We start from the raw sequence: 13,305 nt of genomic DNA, 5'->3' as shown, positions 1-13,305 counted from the left end.
CGTCGGTAGCTTCGGAGACAGCACACGTCCCGTCCCGCTTCACCGAACGCTCGGAGCAGCCATGACCACGAACCTCGAAGCAGCCGACGCCCCACCGACCACGGCGACCCCGACCGTCACTTCGGTCGCCCTGACCCACCGCCCCGGTCGTTGGATCGACGGGTGGAACCCCGAGGACAGCGCGTTCTGGGACCGGGAGGGCCGCGGCATCGCCGGGCGGAACCTCCGGTGGTCGATCTTCGCGGAGTTCCTCGGCTTCGTGGTCTGGCAGCTCTGGAGCATCGTCGTCGTCATGCTCCCGACGGCCGGGTTCTCGTTCTCCACGGCCGAGACCTTCTGGCTCATCTCGATGCCGAGCCTCGTCGGTGCGACCCTCAGGTTCCCGTACTCGTTCATGGTCCCGCGCTTCGGCGGGCGGAACTGGACGATCATCTCGGCGGGGCTGCTCCTCATCCCGTCCATCGCGCTCGCGCTGTGTGTGGGCAATCCTGACACCCCGTTCGGCGTCATGCTCGTCGTCGCCGGGCTCGCCGGCTTCGGCGGTGGCAACTTCGCCAGCTCCATGTCGAACATCACCTACTTCTACCCGCAGCGGGAGAAGGGCTGGGCGCTCGGGCTGAACGCGGCGGGCGGCAACCTCGGTGCAGCGGTCGCGCAGTTCGTCGTCCCCATCGCGGTCACCGTCGGAGCCGCCGCCACCCTCAACCTGAGCCTCGCCGGATGGATCTGGGTCCCCTTCATCCTCCTCGCGATGTTCGGCGCCTACCGCTACATGGACAACCTGTCGTCAGCGAAGGCGGACCTCCGCGGATCCGCCGCCGCGCTCCGGGAACCGCACCTCTGGCTCCTCGCGCTCCTGTACATCGGCACCTTCGGCTCGTTCATCGGCTTCGCGAGTGTGTTCCCCAAACTCATCGCGGACCAGTTCCCCGACTTCTCCTCCTTCGCCGTCGGTTCCGCGTCGATCTCGCTCGCGTTCCTCGGAGCCCTGATCGGCTCGCTGGCACGACCCTTCGGTGGGCGTCTCGCCGACCGCTTCGGCGGCGCCGTCGTCACGATGAGCGCGTTCGCCGTCATGGCCCTGGGGGCGCTCGCCGTGCTGTGGACCCTGCCGCTGGCGAACTTCTGGCTGTTCCTCGGCTGCTTCCTGCTCCTGTTCGTCGCCGCCGGTGTCGGGAACGGCTCGACGTACCGCATGATCCCGAGCGTCTTCGCGGCGCGATCCGGCCTGCGCGACGCCCACCACCGCAGCGGCGACGTCGGGACGCAGCGCAAGGCCGCCGCCGCGCTCGGGCTCATCTCTGCGATCGGTGCCTACGGCGGCTTCGTGATCCCGCAGATCCTGGGGCTCTCGCACGGCGCGACCGGCAGCTACTCGGCCGCGTTCATCGGTTTCATCGGCGCGTACGTCGTCCTGTTCGCGGTCACCTTCCTCGTCTACTTCCGCAAGAACGCGTCACTCGCCGGCCAGCGACTCTGAGTCGTCGCTCCACCCGTTCCTGATCGAAGGACCACGCATGCCTCGTCCCACCGCTCCGGTGACCGACACCCACTGCCCGTACTGCGCGTTGCAGTGCGCGATGTCCCTCACCCGAACGGCGGCGGTGGACGGGGTCGCTCCGAGGCTCCCGGTCGACGTCGCCGGGCGGGACTTCCCGACCAACCGGGGCGGCCTCTGCAAGAAGGGGTGGACGTCGGCCGAGCTTCTCGCGCGGGGCGATCGCCTCACGACCCCTTTGGTGCGCGACGCCACCGGTGAGCTGGTCGAGACGAGCTGGGATGCGGCCCTCGACCTCGTCGCATCGACCATCCTCCGCATCCGCGACGAGCGCGGGGCGGATGCCATCGGGGTCTTCGGAGGCGGTGGCCTCACGAACGAGAAGGCCTACCAGCTGGGCAAGTTCGCCAGGATCGCGATCGGGACGAGCCGGATCGACTACAACGGTCGGTTCTGCATGTCGTCCGCCGCGGCAGCGGGCAACCGTGCGTTCGGGATCGACCGGGGGCTGCCGTTCCCACTGGAGGACCTCGACGGTGCGTCGACCGTCCTCCTCCTCGGATCCAACGTCGCGGAGACGATGCCCCCGTTCATCGGTCATCTCGTCGGTGCTCAGGCCGCCGGTGGCCTCATCGTGGTCGATCCGCGCCGCTCGGCCACCGCGCGACTCACCGAGACCGGTCGTGGACTCCACGTGCAGCCCGCGCCCGGGACGGATCTGGTCCTGCTCCTGGGGCTCACGCACATCGTCCTCGCCGAAGGGCTCGCCGACGAGGCCTACCTGGCCGAGCGCACGACCGGGCTGGACGGCCTGCGCCGCAGCGTGAGCGCGTGGTGGCCGGAACGCGTCCAATCCGTGACCGGTGTGCCGGCGGCGGTCCTCCGACACGTGGCTCGTCGGCTCGCAGCCTCGGATGGCACCTACATCCTCACCGGTCGCGGCGTCGAGCAGCATGTCGATGGCACCGACACGGCCACCGCCGCCATCAACCTCGCACTCGTGCTCGGACTACCGGGTCGGCCGGGATCGGGCTACGGCACGCTCACCGGCCAGGGCAACGGCCAGGGCGGCCGCGAACACGGTCAGAAGTGCGACCAACTGCCCGGGTACCGCAAGATCACCGATCCGGAAGCCCGCCGTCACGTCGCCGAGGTATGGGGTGTACCGGTCGAGTCGATCCCGGGTCCCGGGCTGCCGGCCGTCGCCCTCCTCAACCGCCTCGGTGAACCAGACGGTGTGGACGCCCTCCTGGTCCACGGCTCGAACGTCGTCGTATCCGCTCCGAACGTGCAGACGATCCGGGACGGACTCGGCCGCCTCGAGCTGCTCGTCGTCTGCGACTTCTTCCTGTCGGAGACCGCCGCGCTCGCGGACGTCGTCCTCCCGACGACGCAGTGGGCGGAGGAGGAGGGCACCATGACCTCGCTGGAGGGGCGCGTGATCCGCCGTCGGCGGGCGCTCGATGCTCCGGTCGGCGTCCGCAGCGAGCTCTGGATCATGCACGAACTCGCCCGTCGTCTCGATGCTGCGGGCCGATTCGACCTGGACCCGTCGATCGTGTTCGACGAGTTGGCGGCCGCATCCGCCGGAGGCCTCGCCGACTACTCGGGACTGAGCCACGCCCTCCTCGACACCGGGCTCGCCGCGTACTGGCCGTTCCCCGCCGGCAGCGGCGGCACGCCCCGGCTGTTCACGGAACGGTTCGCACACGACGACGGTCTCGCCCGCATCGTCCCGGTCCGCCCCGCGAAGGTCTCGGAGTCACCGGGAACCGGGGAGGAACTCACCCTGACGACCGGACGCCTCCTCGAGCACTACCAGTCGGGCACCCAGACCCGCCGCGTCCCCGAGCTCGACGACGCTCGCCCCGAGGTCTTCGTCCAGGTCCACCCCGCGACGGCGGCACGACTCGGCATCGTCGAGGGCGGACTGGTCGAGGTGTCGAACCGTCGGGGCGCGCTGACGGTCCGAGCCCGTGTCGACGGCGACATCCGTCACGACACCGTCTTCCTGCCGTTCCACTACCCGGGCGACGCGTCGGCGAACCTCCTGACACAGGACGCGGTCGATCCGATCTCCGGGATGCCGGACTTCAAGCGCGCGGTGGTGCGGCTGCGCCCGGCCGCTGGCGCACCACTGCCGGAAGCCACAGCGCCCGGAGCCCTCCGATGAGTCCGCGACCAGGTCGACCCCTCCGCATCGTCGTGGTCGGATTCGGCCCGGTCGGTGCGCGATTCGCCGAGGAGGTCGCCCCCGGCGTGCGGGACGGCTCGCTCCAGGTGACCGTGGTCGGGCAGGAGCCGGTCGACGCGTACAACCGGGTGCTGGTCGCCGATCACGCGGTCGGCTCGACCGGACTCGCCGACCTGACGCTCGTCAGTGCCGAGGACCTCGCCCGGGACGGTATCCGTGTCCTGCGCGGCACGACCGCGATGCAGATCGATCGCGAGACGCGGACCGTCGAACTCGACACCGGGGAGACGCTCCCCTACGACCGCATCGTCCTGGCGACGGGTGCGCGCGCGAACGTTCCGACACTCGACGGCGTCGACCGACGGAAGCGGGACATCCCGGCGCTCGAGAAGTACGGACGGTCGTTGCTGCTGTCCGACCACGACCTCCCCCGCGGCGTCTGCACCCTGCGTGACCTCGCGGACGCCGACGCCGTCGCCGAGGTCGTCCGATCGGGCGGCCGGATCGTCGTCCTGGGTGCCGGCGTCCTGGGACTGGAGCTCGCGCTCTCCGCCGCGCGCGCCGGCGCCGACGTGGTCGTCGTCCACCACGGCCCCACCCCGATGCCGCGGAACCTCGACCGCGGCGGCGGCTCCGTGCTCGCCGCGGCGCTCCGGGCAGCGGGAGTGGAGGTCATCGCACACAGCCGCGCCGAGGCGGTCGGTCATCGGGACGACCCCGCGGGCGGGAAGCACTTCGACGCGCTGATCACCGCTGACGGGAAACGGATCACCGGCGATCTGCTCGTCCTGTCGTGCGGGGTGAGCGCACGCTCCGATCTGGCGATCCTCGCCGGGGTCCGTGTCGGCTCCGGCGTGCTCGTCGGTGAAGACCTCAGCAGCTGGTCGGACGAACGGATCTTCGCCATCGGCGACTGCGCGCACGTGCTGGCGCCGACACCGGACCTGCGCCACGAACGCACCGTCCCCGGCGGCCCGTCGGGGCTCATCGGCCCAGGATGGCGGCAGGCCGAGTGGCTCGCCGCTCGATTCCTCATCGAGGCCGCGGCCGGCGGATCACCGCTCGAGCTGGGTCCACCACCGGTCGAGCGGGCGAGCACCGTCGCACTCAAGGCCGAGCGGGTCGACGTCGTCGCGGTCGGCGATGTCCAGGCCGAGCCCTGGGACGTCGAGCAGACGACCGCTGACGGGTGCAGCGTGCATCCGGCCGCTCCGCGCAGCGTCTCGGTGTGGGCGGACCCCGACCACGGCCGCTACGTCAAGATGATCACCCGTGCCGGGGTCCTGACCGCCTTCGTCTGCGTCGGTATGCCGCGCACTGCGGCCGAGCTGACGCTCCTGTACGACGGGGGCGGCGAACTGCCGGCGGATCGCTCGGTCCTCCTCCGGCTCGACGGGCCGGACGCGATCGGTGGTGTCTCCGCTGATGCGTTCGCCCCCTCGACGACCGTCTGTACGTGCAACGGCGTGACGGTCGGCAGGATCATGGATGCCGCGCAATCGGGCAGTACCACGGTCGCCTGCATTGGCAAGGCGACCCGCGCCGGTACCGGCTGCGGTGGGTGCACCGGCCGGATCGCCGCGGTCCTCAAGCGGGTCGCGGACGGTGATCGTCAGAGCGAGCCAGTGCCGGCGTGATCTGCCGGAGACGACGACGGAGGCGCCGGTTGCACGCAACCGACGCCTCCGTCGTGGGTGTTCCGAGCCGGGAGAACCGACTCGGAACGCGATCTACTGCTCCGGCTGCGACGCTCCGGTGTCGTCCTGAGCCTCGTCGGAGGCCTCGGATTCGACCGGACCGGCCGTCGTCGTCTCGGGGGCGTCGTCGGCCTCCGGGAGTTCCTCGAACAAACCGGTGGGCGGCGTGACCGTGACGATCCCGGCAGCGATGTCGACCGTGGGGACGATCGCCTTCACGAACGGGACCATGACCTCGCCGTCGCCGGTCTTCACGATCAGGAGGTCCTGAGCCGGGAAGTGGTCGACGCGGGCGACGGTACCGACGGCGACGCCGTCTCGGTGCACGGCCAACCCGACGAGCTGGTGGTCGTACCACGCGTCGTCGTCGACCGGCAGCTCGGTGGGGTCCTGCTCGACCCAGAGGATCGCCTTCACGAGGGTCTCCGCCTCACTGCGATCGGAGATGCCGACGAAGAAGGCGACCGGCTGGCTGTTGTACCAGCGCAGTTCGATGAGCTCGAGCGTCTTGCCGCGCCACTTCGATCCCGCAGGGACCTGGAGCGTGAACGTCGCGCCCGGGGTGAACCGGTGCTCCGGCTCATCCGTGTAGAGCTCGACCTTCAGGGCGCCCTTCAGGCCATGGGCTTTCGTGAGCCGACCGACCCGCAACTGGGTCTTCGGCTCCGTCTCGTCCGCCACCTACGCGCTGGCGCCGGAGGCGTCCGTGTCGACCACGTCGACTCGGACCCGCCGACCGTCTGCCAGCGCTGCCACGAGGGTGCGCAGGGCTTTGGCCGTCCGGCCGGCACGACCGATGACCCTGCCGAGGTCCTCGGGGTTCACACGAACCTCGAGGACCTCGCCACGGGCGGAGTTCTGTGCCGTGACGCGAACGTCATCCGGGTGATCGACGATCCCCTTGACGAGATGTTCGAGCGCGGGAGCGAGCAAGACTACGCCTGCTCTGCTTCAGCGGCGTCGGCAGCGGGCGCCTCGGCCTCGGCCGGAGCAGCCTTGGCCGCGGGGGCCTCGGCCTTCGGCTTGAGGACGGGCTTCTTCTTCTCGTCGGCGACGAAGGCGGCCTTCGGCTCCTTGACGCGGACGGTGCTCACGGCGTCCTTGTCGCCCTTGAACTTGCCCCAGTCACCGGTGAGCTTGAGGAGTGCTGCGACCTGCTCGGTCGGCTGGGCGCCGACGCTGAGCCAGTACTGCGCACGCTCGGAGTCGACCTCGATGAACGAGGGCTCCTCGGTGGGGTGGTACTTGCCGATCTCCTCGATGACACGACCGTCGCGCTTCGTGCGCGAGTCTGCGACGACGATGCGGTAGTACGGCGCACGGATCTTGCCGAGACGCTTGAGACGGATTTTGACAGCCACGATTCTCCTGAATGATGTGATGTTTGATGTGCTCGCTGCCGAAAGGTGGGGCCACACGCTCGACGCGAAAACTGTGGTTGCTGCGGGCGTCGGATAGAGGGTCGAACTCCGCGCAGACTCAACTCTCTATTCTGCCAGACATCGGGCGATCTGGGTAATCCGACGACACCGATACCGGATGACCCCTCCACCCCGTGTGAAGATGGGCTGGCGCGCGGCATCCGGCCGCGCCCTGCGGGAGGTCGACGCCAATGCCCATCGAGTTCGCCAGATCCGAGCGTTCGACCGTCGGCCTCGAATGGGAGGTCGCCCTCGTCGACCGCGACACCGGCGATCTCGTCGGCGCAGCGGACACCGTCCTGTCGGAACTCCGCCCGAGCGACGGTTCCGATCATCCGCAGATCACCAACGAGCTGCTCCTCAACACCGTCGAACTCGTCTCGGGTGTCCACCACACGGTCCCCGAGGCGATCGCGGACCTCGAGGGCCAGCTGGCCGAGGTGCGGGCGATCACGGATCCGATGGGCGTCGAGCTCATCTGCAGCGGTTCGCACCCGTTCGGCCAGTGGTACGACCAGCAGGTCACCGACAAGCCCCGGTATCACAAGCTCATCGACCGCACCCAGTGGTGGGGTCGCAACATGATGATCTGGGGTGTGCACGCGCACGTCGGCGTCGAGACGGTCGACAAGGTCCTCCCGATCATGAACGGGCTGCTGACCTATCTGCCCCACCTCCAGGCGCTGTCGGCGTCCAGCCCGTACTGGGGCGGGGTCGACACCGGGTACGCGTCGAACCGCGCGCTCATGTTCCAGCAGCTCCCGACGGCGGGCCTCCCCTACCAGCTCTCCGACTGGGAGCAGTTCGAGGCCTACGTCGACGACATGACGGCGACCGGCATCATCGAGGACCACACCGAGGTCCGCTGGGACGTGCGACCGTCGCCGCAGTGGGGCACGGTGGAGATGCGTGCGTGCGACGGGGCGTCGACCGTCGCGGAGTTCGGCGCCCTCGCCTCGCTCATCCACTGCCTCACCGAGCACCTGTCCGATCGCCTCGACGCCGGAGAGCGCCTGCAGACCCTGCAGCCGTGGTACGTCCGCGAGAACAAGTGGCGCGCGGCCCGCTACGGCCTGGACGCCGAGATCATCCTCGACTCCTCGGGCCACGAGCGCCTCGTGACCGACGACCTGCACGACCTGCTCGACACCCTCGCGCCGGTCGCCCGTCGGCTCGGCTGCGCCGATGAGCTGGCGAGCATCGCCACGATCATCGAGCACGGCGCGAGCTACCAGCGTCAGCTCGCCGTCGCCCACGCGAACGGCGGCAGCCTGCAGGCGGTCGTGAGCTCGCTCGCGAAGGAGTTGCGGCACGGGGTCCAGCCCTCCGCCTGACGAGGCGGCGTCACTCCGCCCGGTCGAGCGTCCCGATCCGCGTGCCGGCGTCGTCGGTCACGGTCAAACGCCCGCCGTCGTCCGAGAGCGTCGCCTGTGCGATCCCCCGCAGCCAGGTGTCGACGCCCGGGCACGCCATCAGGGTGCTCGCGACGTCGGAGACGACGACCGCGTCGTCCTTCGCACGCCAGGATCCGGAGAGACTGTTGCAGCCGTCCGAACCACTCACTCGGCCGTCGTCGGTGAACACCAGGTGCGGATCGGCAGCGCCGGTGCCCTCACCCCAGGCGCCGAGGACGCGTTCGCCCGGTGACGGCGCGGAGCACCCGGCGAGCAAGCCCACGGTCAGGACGACTGCGACGACCGAGGCCGGTGCCCTCAGCGCGCGCATACCGCCTCCGCTCGACTCAGCGACCCAGGAACTTCTGCAGCTCGGCGAGCTCCGCCTCGGTCGGGGCGGCCGATCCCGACGACGAACCGCCGCCGAGGCCGAAGCCAGCGCCCGTGGCGGCAGCCTGCGTCTCGACGGCGCCGGCGTTCTCCGCCGCGCGCTTGGCCGGGTTGCCCGAACGGGAACCCTTCTTCTTGGCCTGCGGCTTCGGTCGGTTCGTCCGCGCACCGGGGACCGGACCCATCCCGGGGATGTTCGGCACGCCACCCTTGGCGACGGTCTTCATCATCTTGGCCGCCTGCTCGAAACGGTTGACGAGGGCGTTGACCTCGGTGACGGTCATGCCGGAACCCTTGGCGATGCGCAGGCGACGGGACCCGTTGAGGATCTTCGGGTTCGTGCGCTCGGCCTTGGTCATCGACTGGATGATGGCCTCGGTCCGGACGATCTCGCGCTCGTCGAAGTTCTGGAGCTGCTCCTTCATCTGCCCCATGCCGGGGAGCATGCCCATCATCTTCTTGATGGAACCCATGCCGCGCAGCTGCTGCATCTGCTTGAGGAAGTCGTCGAGTGTGAAGGAGTCGGTCGCGAACTTCTCCGCGACCTTGCGCGCCTCCTCCTCGTCGAAGTTCTGCTGCGCCTGCTCGATGAGGGTGAGGATGTCACCGAGGTCGAGGATCCGGCTCGCCATGCGGTCGGGGTGGAACGGCTCGAAGTCGTCGAGGCCCTCACCGGTCGACGCGAACATGATGGGGCGTCCGGTGACCGAGGCGATGGAGAGTGCCGCACCACCGCGGGCGTCGCCGTCGAGCTTGGAGAGCACCACGCCGGTGAAGTCGACGCCGTCGAGGAAGGCCTTGGCCGTCGCGACCGCGTCCTGACCGATCATCGCATCGATGACGAAGAGGACCTCGTCGGGATCGACCGCCTTGCGGATGTTCGACGCCTGCTTCATGAGCTCGGCGTCGACGCCGAGTCGTCCGGCGGTGTCGACGATGACGGTGTCGTAGAGCTTCTGCTCGGCGAACCGGACGCCGTCGCGGGCGACCTTGACCGGATCGCCGACCCCGTTGCCGGGCTCGGGAGCGTAGACGGGGACGCCCGCCTGCTCGCCGACGACCTGGAGCTGGTTGACGGCGTTGGGGCGCTGGAGGTCGGACGCGACGAGGAGCGGCGTGTGGCCGTCCTTCTTGAGCCACTTGGCGAGCTTGCCGGCGAGTGTCGTCTTTCCGGCACCCTGGAGTCCGGCGAGCATGATGACGGTCGGCGGCTTCTTCGCGAACTCGAGACGCCGCTGCTGTCCGCCGAGGATCGTGACGAGCTCGTCGTTGACGATCTGGACGACCTGCTGCGCCGGGTTGAGGGCCTTGCTCACCTCGTCGCCGAGGGCGCGTTCGCGCACGCGACCCGTGAAGTCCTTGACGACGTCGAGTGCGACGTCCGCGTCGAGGAGGGCGCGACGGATCTCGCGGACGGTGCCGTCGACATCGGCCGCGGAGAGCTTGCCCTTGGTGCGGAGGTTCTTGAACGTATCCGCGAGGCGGTCAGAGAGTGTGCCGAACGTTGCCATGATCCCTCCAGTTTAGGGCAGACCGCGGGGCGACCCGGTCGATCGCCGCCACGGTCGGAAGATGAGTATTTGGACGGCGTCCAACAATGCTATCGTGGCGGCCATGACACAGCTCCTCATCGCCGGGCTCGCGCCCACGTTCGTCCCGTACCGCGAGGGTTGGGCGCTGCAGCGTCGGGTCCATGAGACGGTCGTCAACGATGACGGGCCGGAGCACCTCATCCTGTGCGAACACGAGCCCGTGTACACGGCGGGCAAGCTGACCCGCCCGCACGAGCGCCCCGACGACGGCACACCGGTCGTCGAGGTCGACCGCGGCGGCCGCATCACCTGGCACGGTCCCGGACAGCTCACCGGCTACCCGATCGTCCGCCTCCCGGAGCCGGTCGACGTCGTGGCGCACGTCCGCCTGCTCGAGGAGGTCATGCTGCAGACGATCACGGAGCTCGGTGTCACCGGCCGCCGCATCGACGGACGGTCGGGTGTCTGGGTCGACCCCGTCGCCGGCGGACCGGCCGCGAAGATCGGCGCCGTCGGTGTCCGGGTGCAGGCGGGCGTCACGCTGCACGGCTTCGCGCTCAACTGCGACAACTCCCTCGAGCCCTTCGGCCACATCGTCGCGTGCGGCATCGCCGATGCCGGCGTCACCACGATCAGCACCGAGCTCGGTCGACGGGTCACGCCGAGCGACGTCGCCGAGCGCGTCTCCGAGATCTTCGAAGCACTCCGGCCCGGCTGGACGGCCGCGTCCGCGACCACGATCGGAGCGGCCGCATGAGCGGCTGCGGCGCACCGGCACCCGCGCCCGCGCCCGCGGCGGACACCGGCGGACGGAAGCTCCTGCGGCTCGAGGTCCGGAACGCGCAGACCCCCATCGAGCGGAAGCCCGACTGGATCAAGACCCGCGCGACGATGGGACCCGAGTACCGACAGCTCCAGGCGCTCGTGCAGGAGGAGGGTCTGCACACGGTGTGCCAGGAAGCCGGCTGCCCGAACATCTTCGAATGCTGGGAGGATCGCGAGGCGACCTTCCTCATCGGCGGATCGCAGTGCACGAGGCGCTGCGACTTCTGCCAGATCGACACCGGCAAGCCGGCCGAGTACGACCGCGACGAGCCACGGCGTGTGGCCGACTCGGTACAGCGGATGCGGCTGCGCTACGCGACCGTCACCGGTGTGGCACGCGACGACCTCCCCGACGAGGGGGCGTGGCTGCACGCCGAGACCGTCCGGCGCATCCACGAGACGAACCCGGGGACGGGGGTCGAGATCCTCGCGACCGACTTCTCCGGCGACCCCGACCTCCTCGGCGAGGTGTTCGCCTCCCGACCGGAGGTGTTCGCACACAACGTCGAGACGGTCCCACGCATCTTCAAGCGGATCAGGCCCGCCTTCCGCTACGAGCGCTCCCTCGACGTCCTGACCCAGGCACGTGCGGCCGGCCTCATCACGAAGTCCAACCTCATCCTCGGGATGGGCGAGGACCGGAGCGAGATCAGTCAGGCGCTCGAGGATCTGCACGAGGCCGGCACGGACATCATCACCGTCACCCAGTACCTCCGACCGACGCCTCGGCACCTCCCCGTGGACCGCTGGGTCAAGCCGCAGGAGTTCCTCGAGATCAAGGAGGAGGCCGAGGAGATCGGGTTCCTCGGCGTGCTCGCCGGACCGCTCGTCAGATCGTCCTACCGCGCCGGACGCCTCTGGGCGCAGTCGATGACGGCGAAGGGCCGCGAGGTCCCTGAGGGACTGCAGCACCTCGCAGACGCCTCACTCGGCTTCGCCCAGGCGGTCTGAGGCCGACGCCTCGACCTGCCGGGCTCAGTCCTCGCTCGTGACCCCGGTGACCTCGCCGTCAGAGCTGTAGGCGACCATGAGCACGCCGTCGAGCTGGTCCGCGTCGAGCGAGTACTCGAAGACCGCGAACGCCTCGTCGCCGTTGTGCTGATGCGGCGCGAACCCGACGCTCAACAGCGTCATCGACCGGATGACGTCGACGTCGCGGTCTCCGGACTCGTCGACCAGGACGTCCGGCAGGGACTCCCCCAGCTCCTCGACGGCCTGGATGATGTACTCGGTCACCTCGGAGGTGCGGTCGTCGACCTCGCTCAGCATCGCCTCACGCGAGCGCAGGTCGAAACCCTCGAGGGCGAGGATCATCGCCGCCGCCAGGTCGAGCGCATCGGCCGGGATGTCGTCCTCGTCTGGGGCGCTCAACGAGATGGAGACGGACTGCTCCCCGACGTCGATGTTGTCGGACCAGTAGACGCCACCACCAGGCTCGGTCGCGATGACACCGAAGTAGTCGTGTTCGATCGCCATCAGTTGCCCACCAGGTTCTGTGCGAAGACGTGCGGTGTGAAGCCGGTGAGGTCGCCGATACCCTCACCCTGGCCGACGAGCTTGATCGGGATACCGGTCTTCTCCTGCACGGCGAGGACGAACCCGCCCTTCGCGGAGCCGTCGAGCTTCGTCAGGACGAGCCCGGTCACCCCGGCGTGCTCGATGAACGCCTGCGCCTGCGACAGACCGTTCTGACCGGTCGTCGCGTCGAGGACGAGGAGGACCTCGGCGATGGGCGCCTGCTTCTCGACGACGCGACGGATCTTGGACAGCTCGTCCATGAGCCCGCCCTTCGTCTGCAACCGACCGGCGGTGTCGATGATGACGATCTCGGTGCCGGTCCGCTTGGCGTACTCGATCGTCTGGAAGGCGACGGAGGCCGGGTCCTGTCCCTGCTGTTGGGGGCGGACGATTTGTGCGCCCGCGCGCTCCGCCCACGTCGCCAGCTGCTCCACGGCAGCGGCACGGAAGGTGTCCGCGGCCCCCACGACGACGGTGCGGTCGTAGTTGCGGAGGAACTTCGCGAACTTGCCGATGGTGGTCGTCTTGCCGACCCCGTTGACGCCGACGACGAGGACGACCGCCGGACGCTCGCTGAGCTTCAGCGTCGTGTCGAACTTCGACAGCCGCTCCTCGACTTCCTCGCGCAGCATGCGCTGGAGGTCGCGCGGGTCGGTGGTGCGGTAGCGGTCGACGGAGGCGTGCAGGCCTGTGACGATCGACTCGGTGACGTCGGGACCGAAGTCGGCGCCGATGAGCGCGTCCTCGAGGTCCTCCCAGGTGGTCTCGTCGATCGTCGGACGTTGGAACATGCCTTTGAGGGCACCGGAGAGTGACCAGGGTGTGCGTGCAGCCAT

General features: G+C 69.5%; 13 protein-coding genes. 6 read left to right on the top strand and 7 right to left on the bottom strand.

The annotated features are described in order from the left end of the window. Positions 1 to 61: 61 nt before the first annotated feature. Genes RWN05_RS10690 through RWN05_RS10680 form a run of 3 tightly spaced genes read left to right on the top strand, consistent with a single transcriptional unit; the run spans position 62 to position 5,329 of the window. Complete coding sequence (locus RWN05_RS10690) at positions 62 to 1,480, top strand: MFS transporter (protein ID WP_079002251.1); 1,419 nt, start codon at positions 62 to 64, stop codon at positions 1,478 to 1,480. Between the two features lie 37 nt (positions 1,481 to 1,517). Then, complete coding sequence (locus tag RWN05_RS10685) at positions 1,518 to 3,671, top strand: molybdopterin oxidoreductase family protein (RefSeq protein ID WP_079002250.1); 2,154 nt, start codon at positions 1,518 to 1,520, stop codon at positions 3,669 to 3,671. After that, the gene (locus tag RWN05_RS10680) at positions 3,668 to 5,329 is read left to right on the top strand and encodes an FAD-dependent oxidoreductase (RefSeq protein ID WP_079002248.1); all 1,662 of its coding nucleotides are present in this window, start codon (positions 3,668 to 3,670) and stop codon (positions 5,327 to 5,329) included. The genes RWN05_RS10685 and RWN05_RS10680 overlap by 4 nt, the downstream gene beginning before the upstream one ends. 93 nt (positions 5,330 to 5,422) lie before the next feature. Here the strand turns inward: RWN05_RS10680 and rimM are convergent, their stop codons facing one another. From rimM to rpsP, 3 genes are read right to left on the bottom strand one after another with little or no spacing between them, the layout of a single operon-like run. Then, positions 5,423 to 6,070, bottom strand: a complete 648-nt coding sequence (gene rimM, locus RWN05_RS10675) for a ribosome maturation factor RimM (protein ID WP_240043911.1) — start codon at positions 6,068 to 6,070, stop codon at positions 5,423 to 5,425. Next, positions 6,071 to 6,322, bottom strand: coding sequence for an RNA-binding protein (locus tag RWN05_RS10670; RefSeq protein ID WP_064296312.1), 252 nt, complete (start codon positions 6,320 to 6,322; stop codon positions 6,071 to 6,073). A 2-nt stretch (positions 6,323 to 6,324) separates the two neighbouring features. Continuing rightward, positions 6,325 to 6,750, bottom strand: a complete 426-nt coding sequence (rpsP, locus tag RWN05_RS10665; protein ID WP_064296311.1) for a 30S ribosomal protein S16 — start codon at positions 6,748 to 6,750, stop codon at positions 6,325 to 6,327. 251 nt (positions 6,751 to 7,001) lie between these two features. Between rpsP and RWN05_RS10660 the strand changes: the two genes are divergently transcribed. Beyond that, complete coding sequence (locus RWN05_RS10660; protein ID WP_079002246.1) at positions 7,002 to 8,144, top strand: glutamate--cysteine ligase; 1,143 nt, start codon at positions 7,002 to 7,004, stop codon at positions 8,142 to 8,144. A 10-nt stretch (positions 8,145 to 8,154) separates the two neighbouring features. On the opposite strand, the gene RWN05_RS10655 is transcribed toward RWN05_RS10660, so the two are convergent. Together RWN05_RS10655 and ffh are read right to left on the bottom strand one after the other, a co-directional pair. Further along, positions 8,155 to 8,535, bottom strand: coding sequence for an META domain-containing protein (locus RWN05_RS10655; RefSeq protein ID WP_064296309.1), 381 nt, complete (start codon positions 8,533 to 8,535; stop codon positions 8,155 to 8,157). A gap of 16 nt (positions 8,536 to 8,551) precedes the next feature. Then, the gene (gene ffh / locus RWN05_RS10650; RefSeq protein ID WP_079002242.1) at positions 8,552 to 10,105 is read right to left on the bottom strand and encodes a signal recognition particle protein; all 1,554 of its coding nucleotides are present in this window, start codon (positions 10,103 to 10,105) and stop codon (positions 8,552 to 8,554) included. Positions 10,106 to 10,208: 103 nt separating this feature from the next. Here ffh and lipB point away from each other — a divergent pair, with 103 nt between their 5' ends. Beyond that, a complete protein-coding gene (gene lipB / locus RWN05_RS10645) occupies positions 10,209 to 10,883 on the top strand; it encodes a lipoyl(octanoyl) transferase LipB (RefSeq protein WP_314139481.1) in 675 nt (224 codons plus the stop codon). After that, on the top strand, positions 10,880 to 11,902 hold the full coding sequence (gene lipA, locus RWN05_RS10640) for a lipoyl synthase (RefSeq protein ID WP_314139480.1): 1,023 nt from the start codon (positions 10,880 to 10,882) through the stop codon (positions 11,900 to 11,902). The genes lipB and lipA overlap by 4 nt, the downstream gene beginning before the upstream one ends. 24 nt (positions 11,903 to 11,926) lie before the next feature. On the opposite strand, the gene RWN05_RS10635 is transcribed toward lipA, so the two are convergent. Further along, a complete protein-coding gene (locus tag RWN05_RS10635) occupies positions 11,927 to 12,427 on the bottom strand; it encodes a DUF2004 domain-containing protein (protein WP_064296305.1) in 501 nt (166 codons plus the stop codon). Further along, the gene (ftsY, locus tag RWN05_RS10630; protein WP_314139479.1) at positions 12,427 to 13,305 is read right to left on the bottom strand and encodes a signal recognition particle-docking protein FtsY; all 879 of its coding nucleotides are present in this window, start codon (positions 13,303 to 13,305) and stop codon (positions 12,427 to 12,429) included. The genes RWN05_RS10635 and ftsY overlap by 1 nt, the downstream gene beginning before the upstream one ends.

Origin of the sequence: uncultured Plantibacter sp., from assembly GCF_963518075.1 — a bacterium.
Taxonomy (GTDB): domain Bacteria; phylum Actinomycetota; class Actinomycetes; order Actinomycetales; family Microbacteriaceae; genus Plantibacter; species Plantibacter flavus_A.
Note: the sequence above shows the minus strand (reverse complement) of the source record. Positions and strands in the feature narration are given on the sequence as shown.

What these genes read in the sequence shown, in the direction of transcription:
- RWN05_RS10635 (WP_064296305.1), bottom strand. Translation starts at nt 12,427, where the DNA reads ATGGCGATCGAACACGACTACTTCGGTGTCATCGCGACCGAGCCTGGT.
- lipB (WP_314139481.1), top strand. Translation starts at nt 10,209, where the DNA reads ATGACACAGCTCCTCATCGCCGGGCTCGCGCCCACGTTCGTCCCGTAC.
- RWN05_RS10680 (WP_079002248.1), top strand. Translation starts at nt 3,668, where the DNA reads ATGAGTCCGCGACCAGGTCGACCCCTCCGCATCGTCGTGGTCGGATTC.
- ffh (WP_079002242.1), bottom strand. Translation starts at nt 10,105, where the DNA reads ATGGCAACGTTCGGCACACTCTCTGACCGCCTCGCGGATACGTTCAAG.
- lipA (WP_314139480.1), top strand. Translation starts at nt 10,880, where the DNA reads ATGAGCGGCTGCGGCGCACCGGCACCCGCGCCCGCGCCCGCGGCGGAC.
- RWN05_RS10660 (WP_079002246.1), top strand. Translation starts at nt 7,002, where the DNA reads ATGCCCATCGAGTTCGCCAGATCCGAGCGTTCGACCGTCGGCCTCGAA.
- RWN05_RS10655 (WP_064296309.1), bottom strand. Translation starts at nt 8,535, where the DNA reads ATGCGCGCGCTGAGGGCACCGGCCTCGGTCGTCGCAGTCGTCCTGACC.
- ftsY (WP_314139479.1), bottom strand. Translation starts at nt 13,305, where the DNA reads ATGGCTGCACGCACACCCTGGTCACTCTCCGGTGCCCTCAAAGGCATG.
- RWN05_RS10690 (WP_079002251.1), top strand. Translation starts at nt 62, where the DNA reads ATGACCACGAACCTCGAAGCAGCCGACGCCCCACCGACCACGGCGACC.
- RWN05_RS10685 (WP_079002250.1), top strand. Translation starts at nt 1,518, where the DNA reads ATGCCTCGTCCCACCGCTCCGGTGACCGACACCCACTGCCCGTACTGC.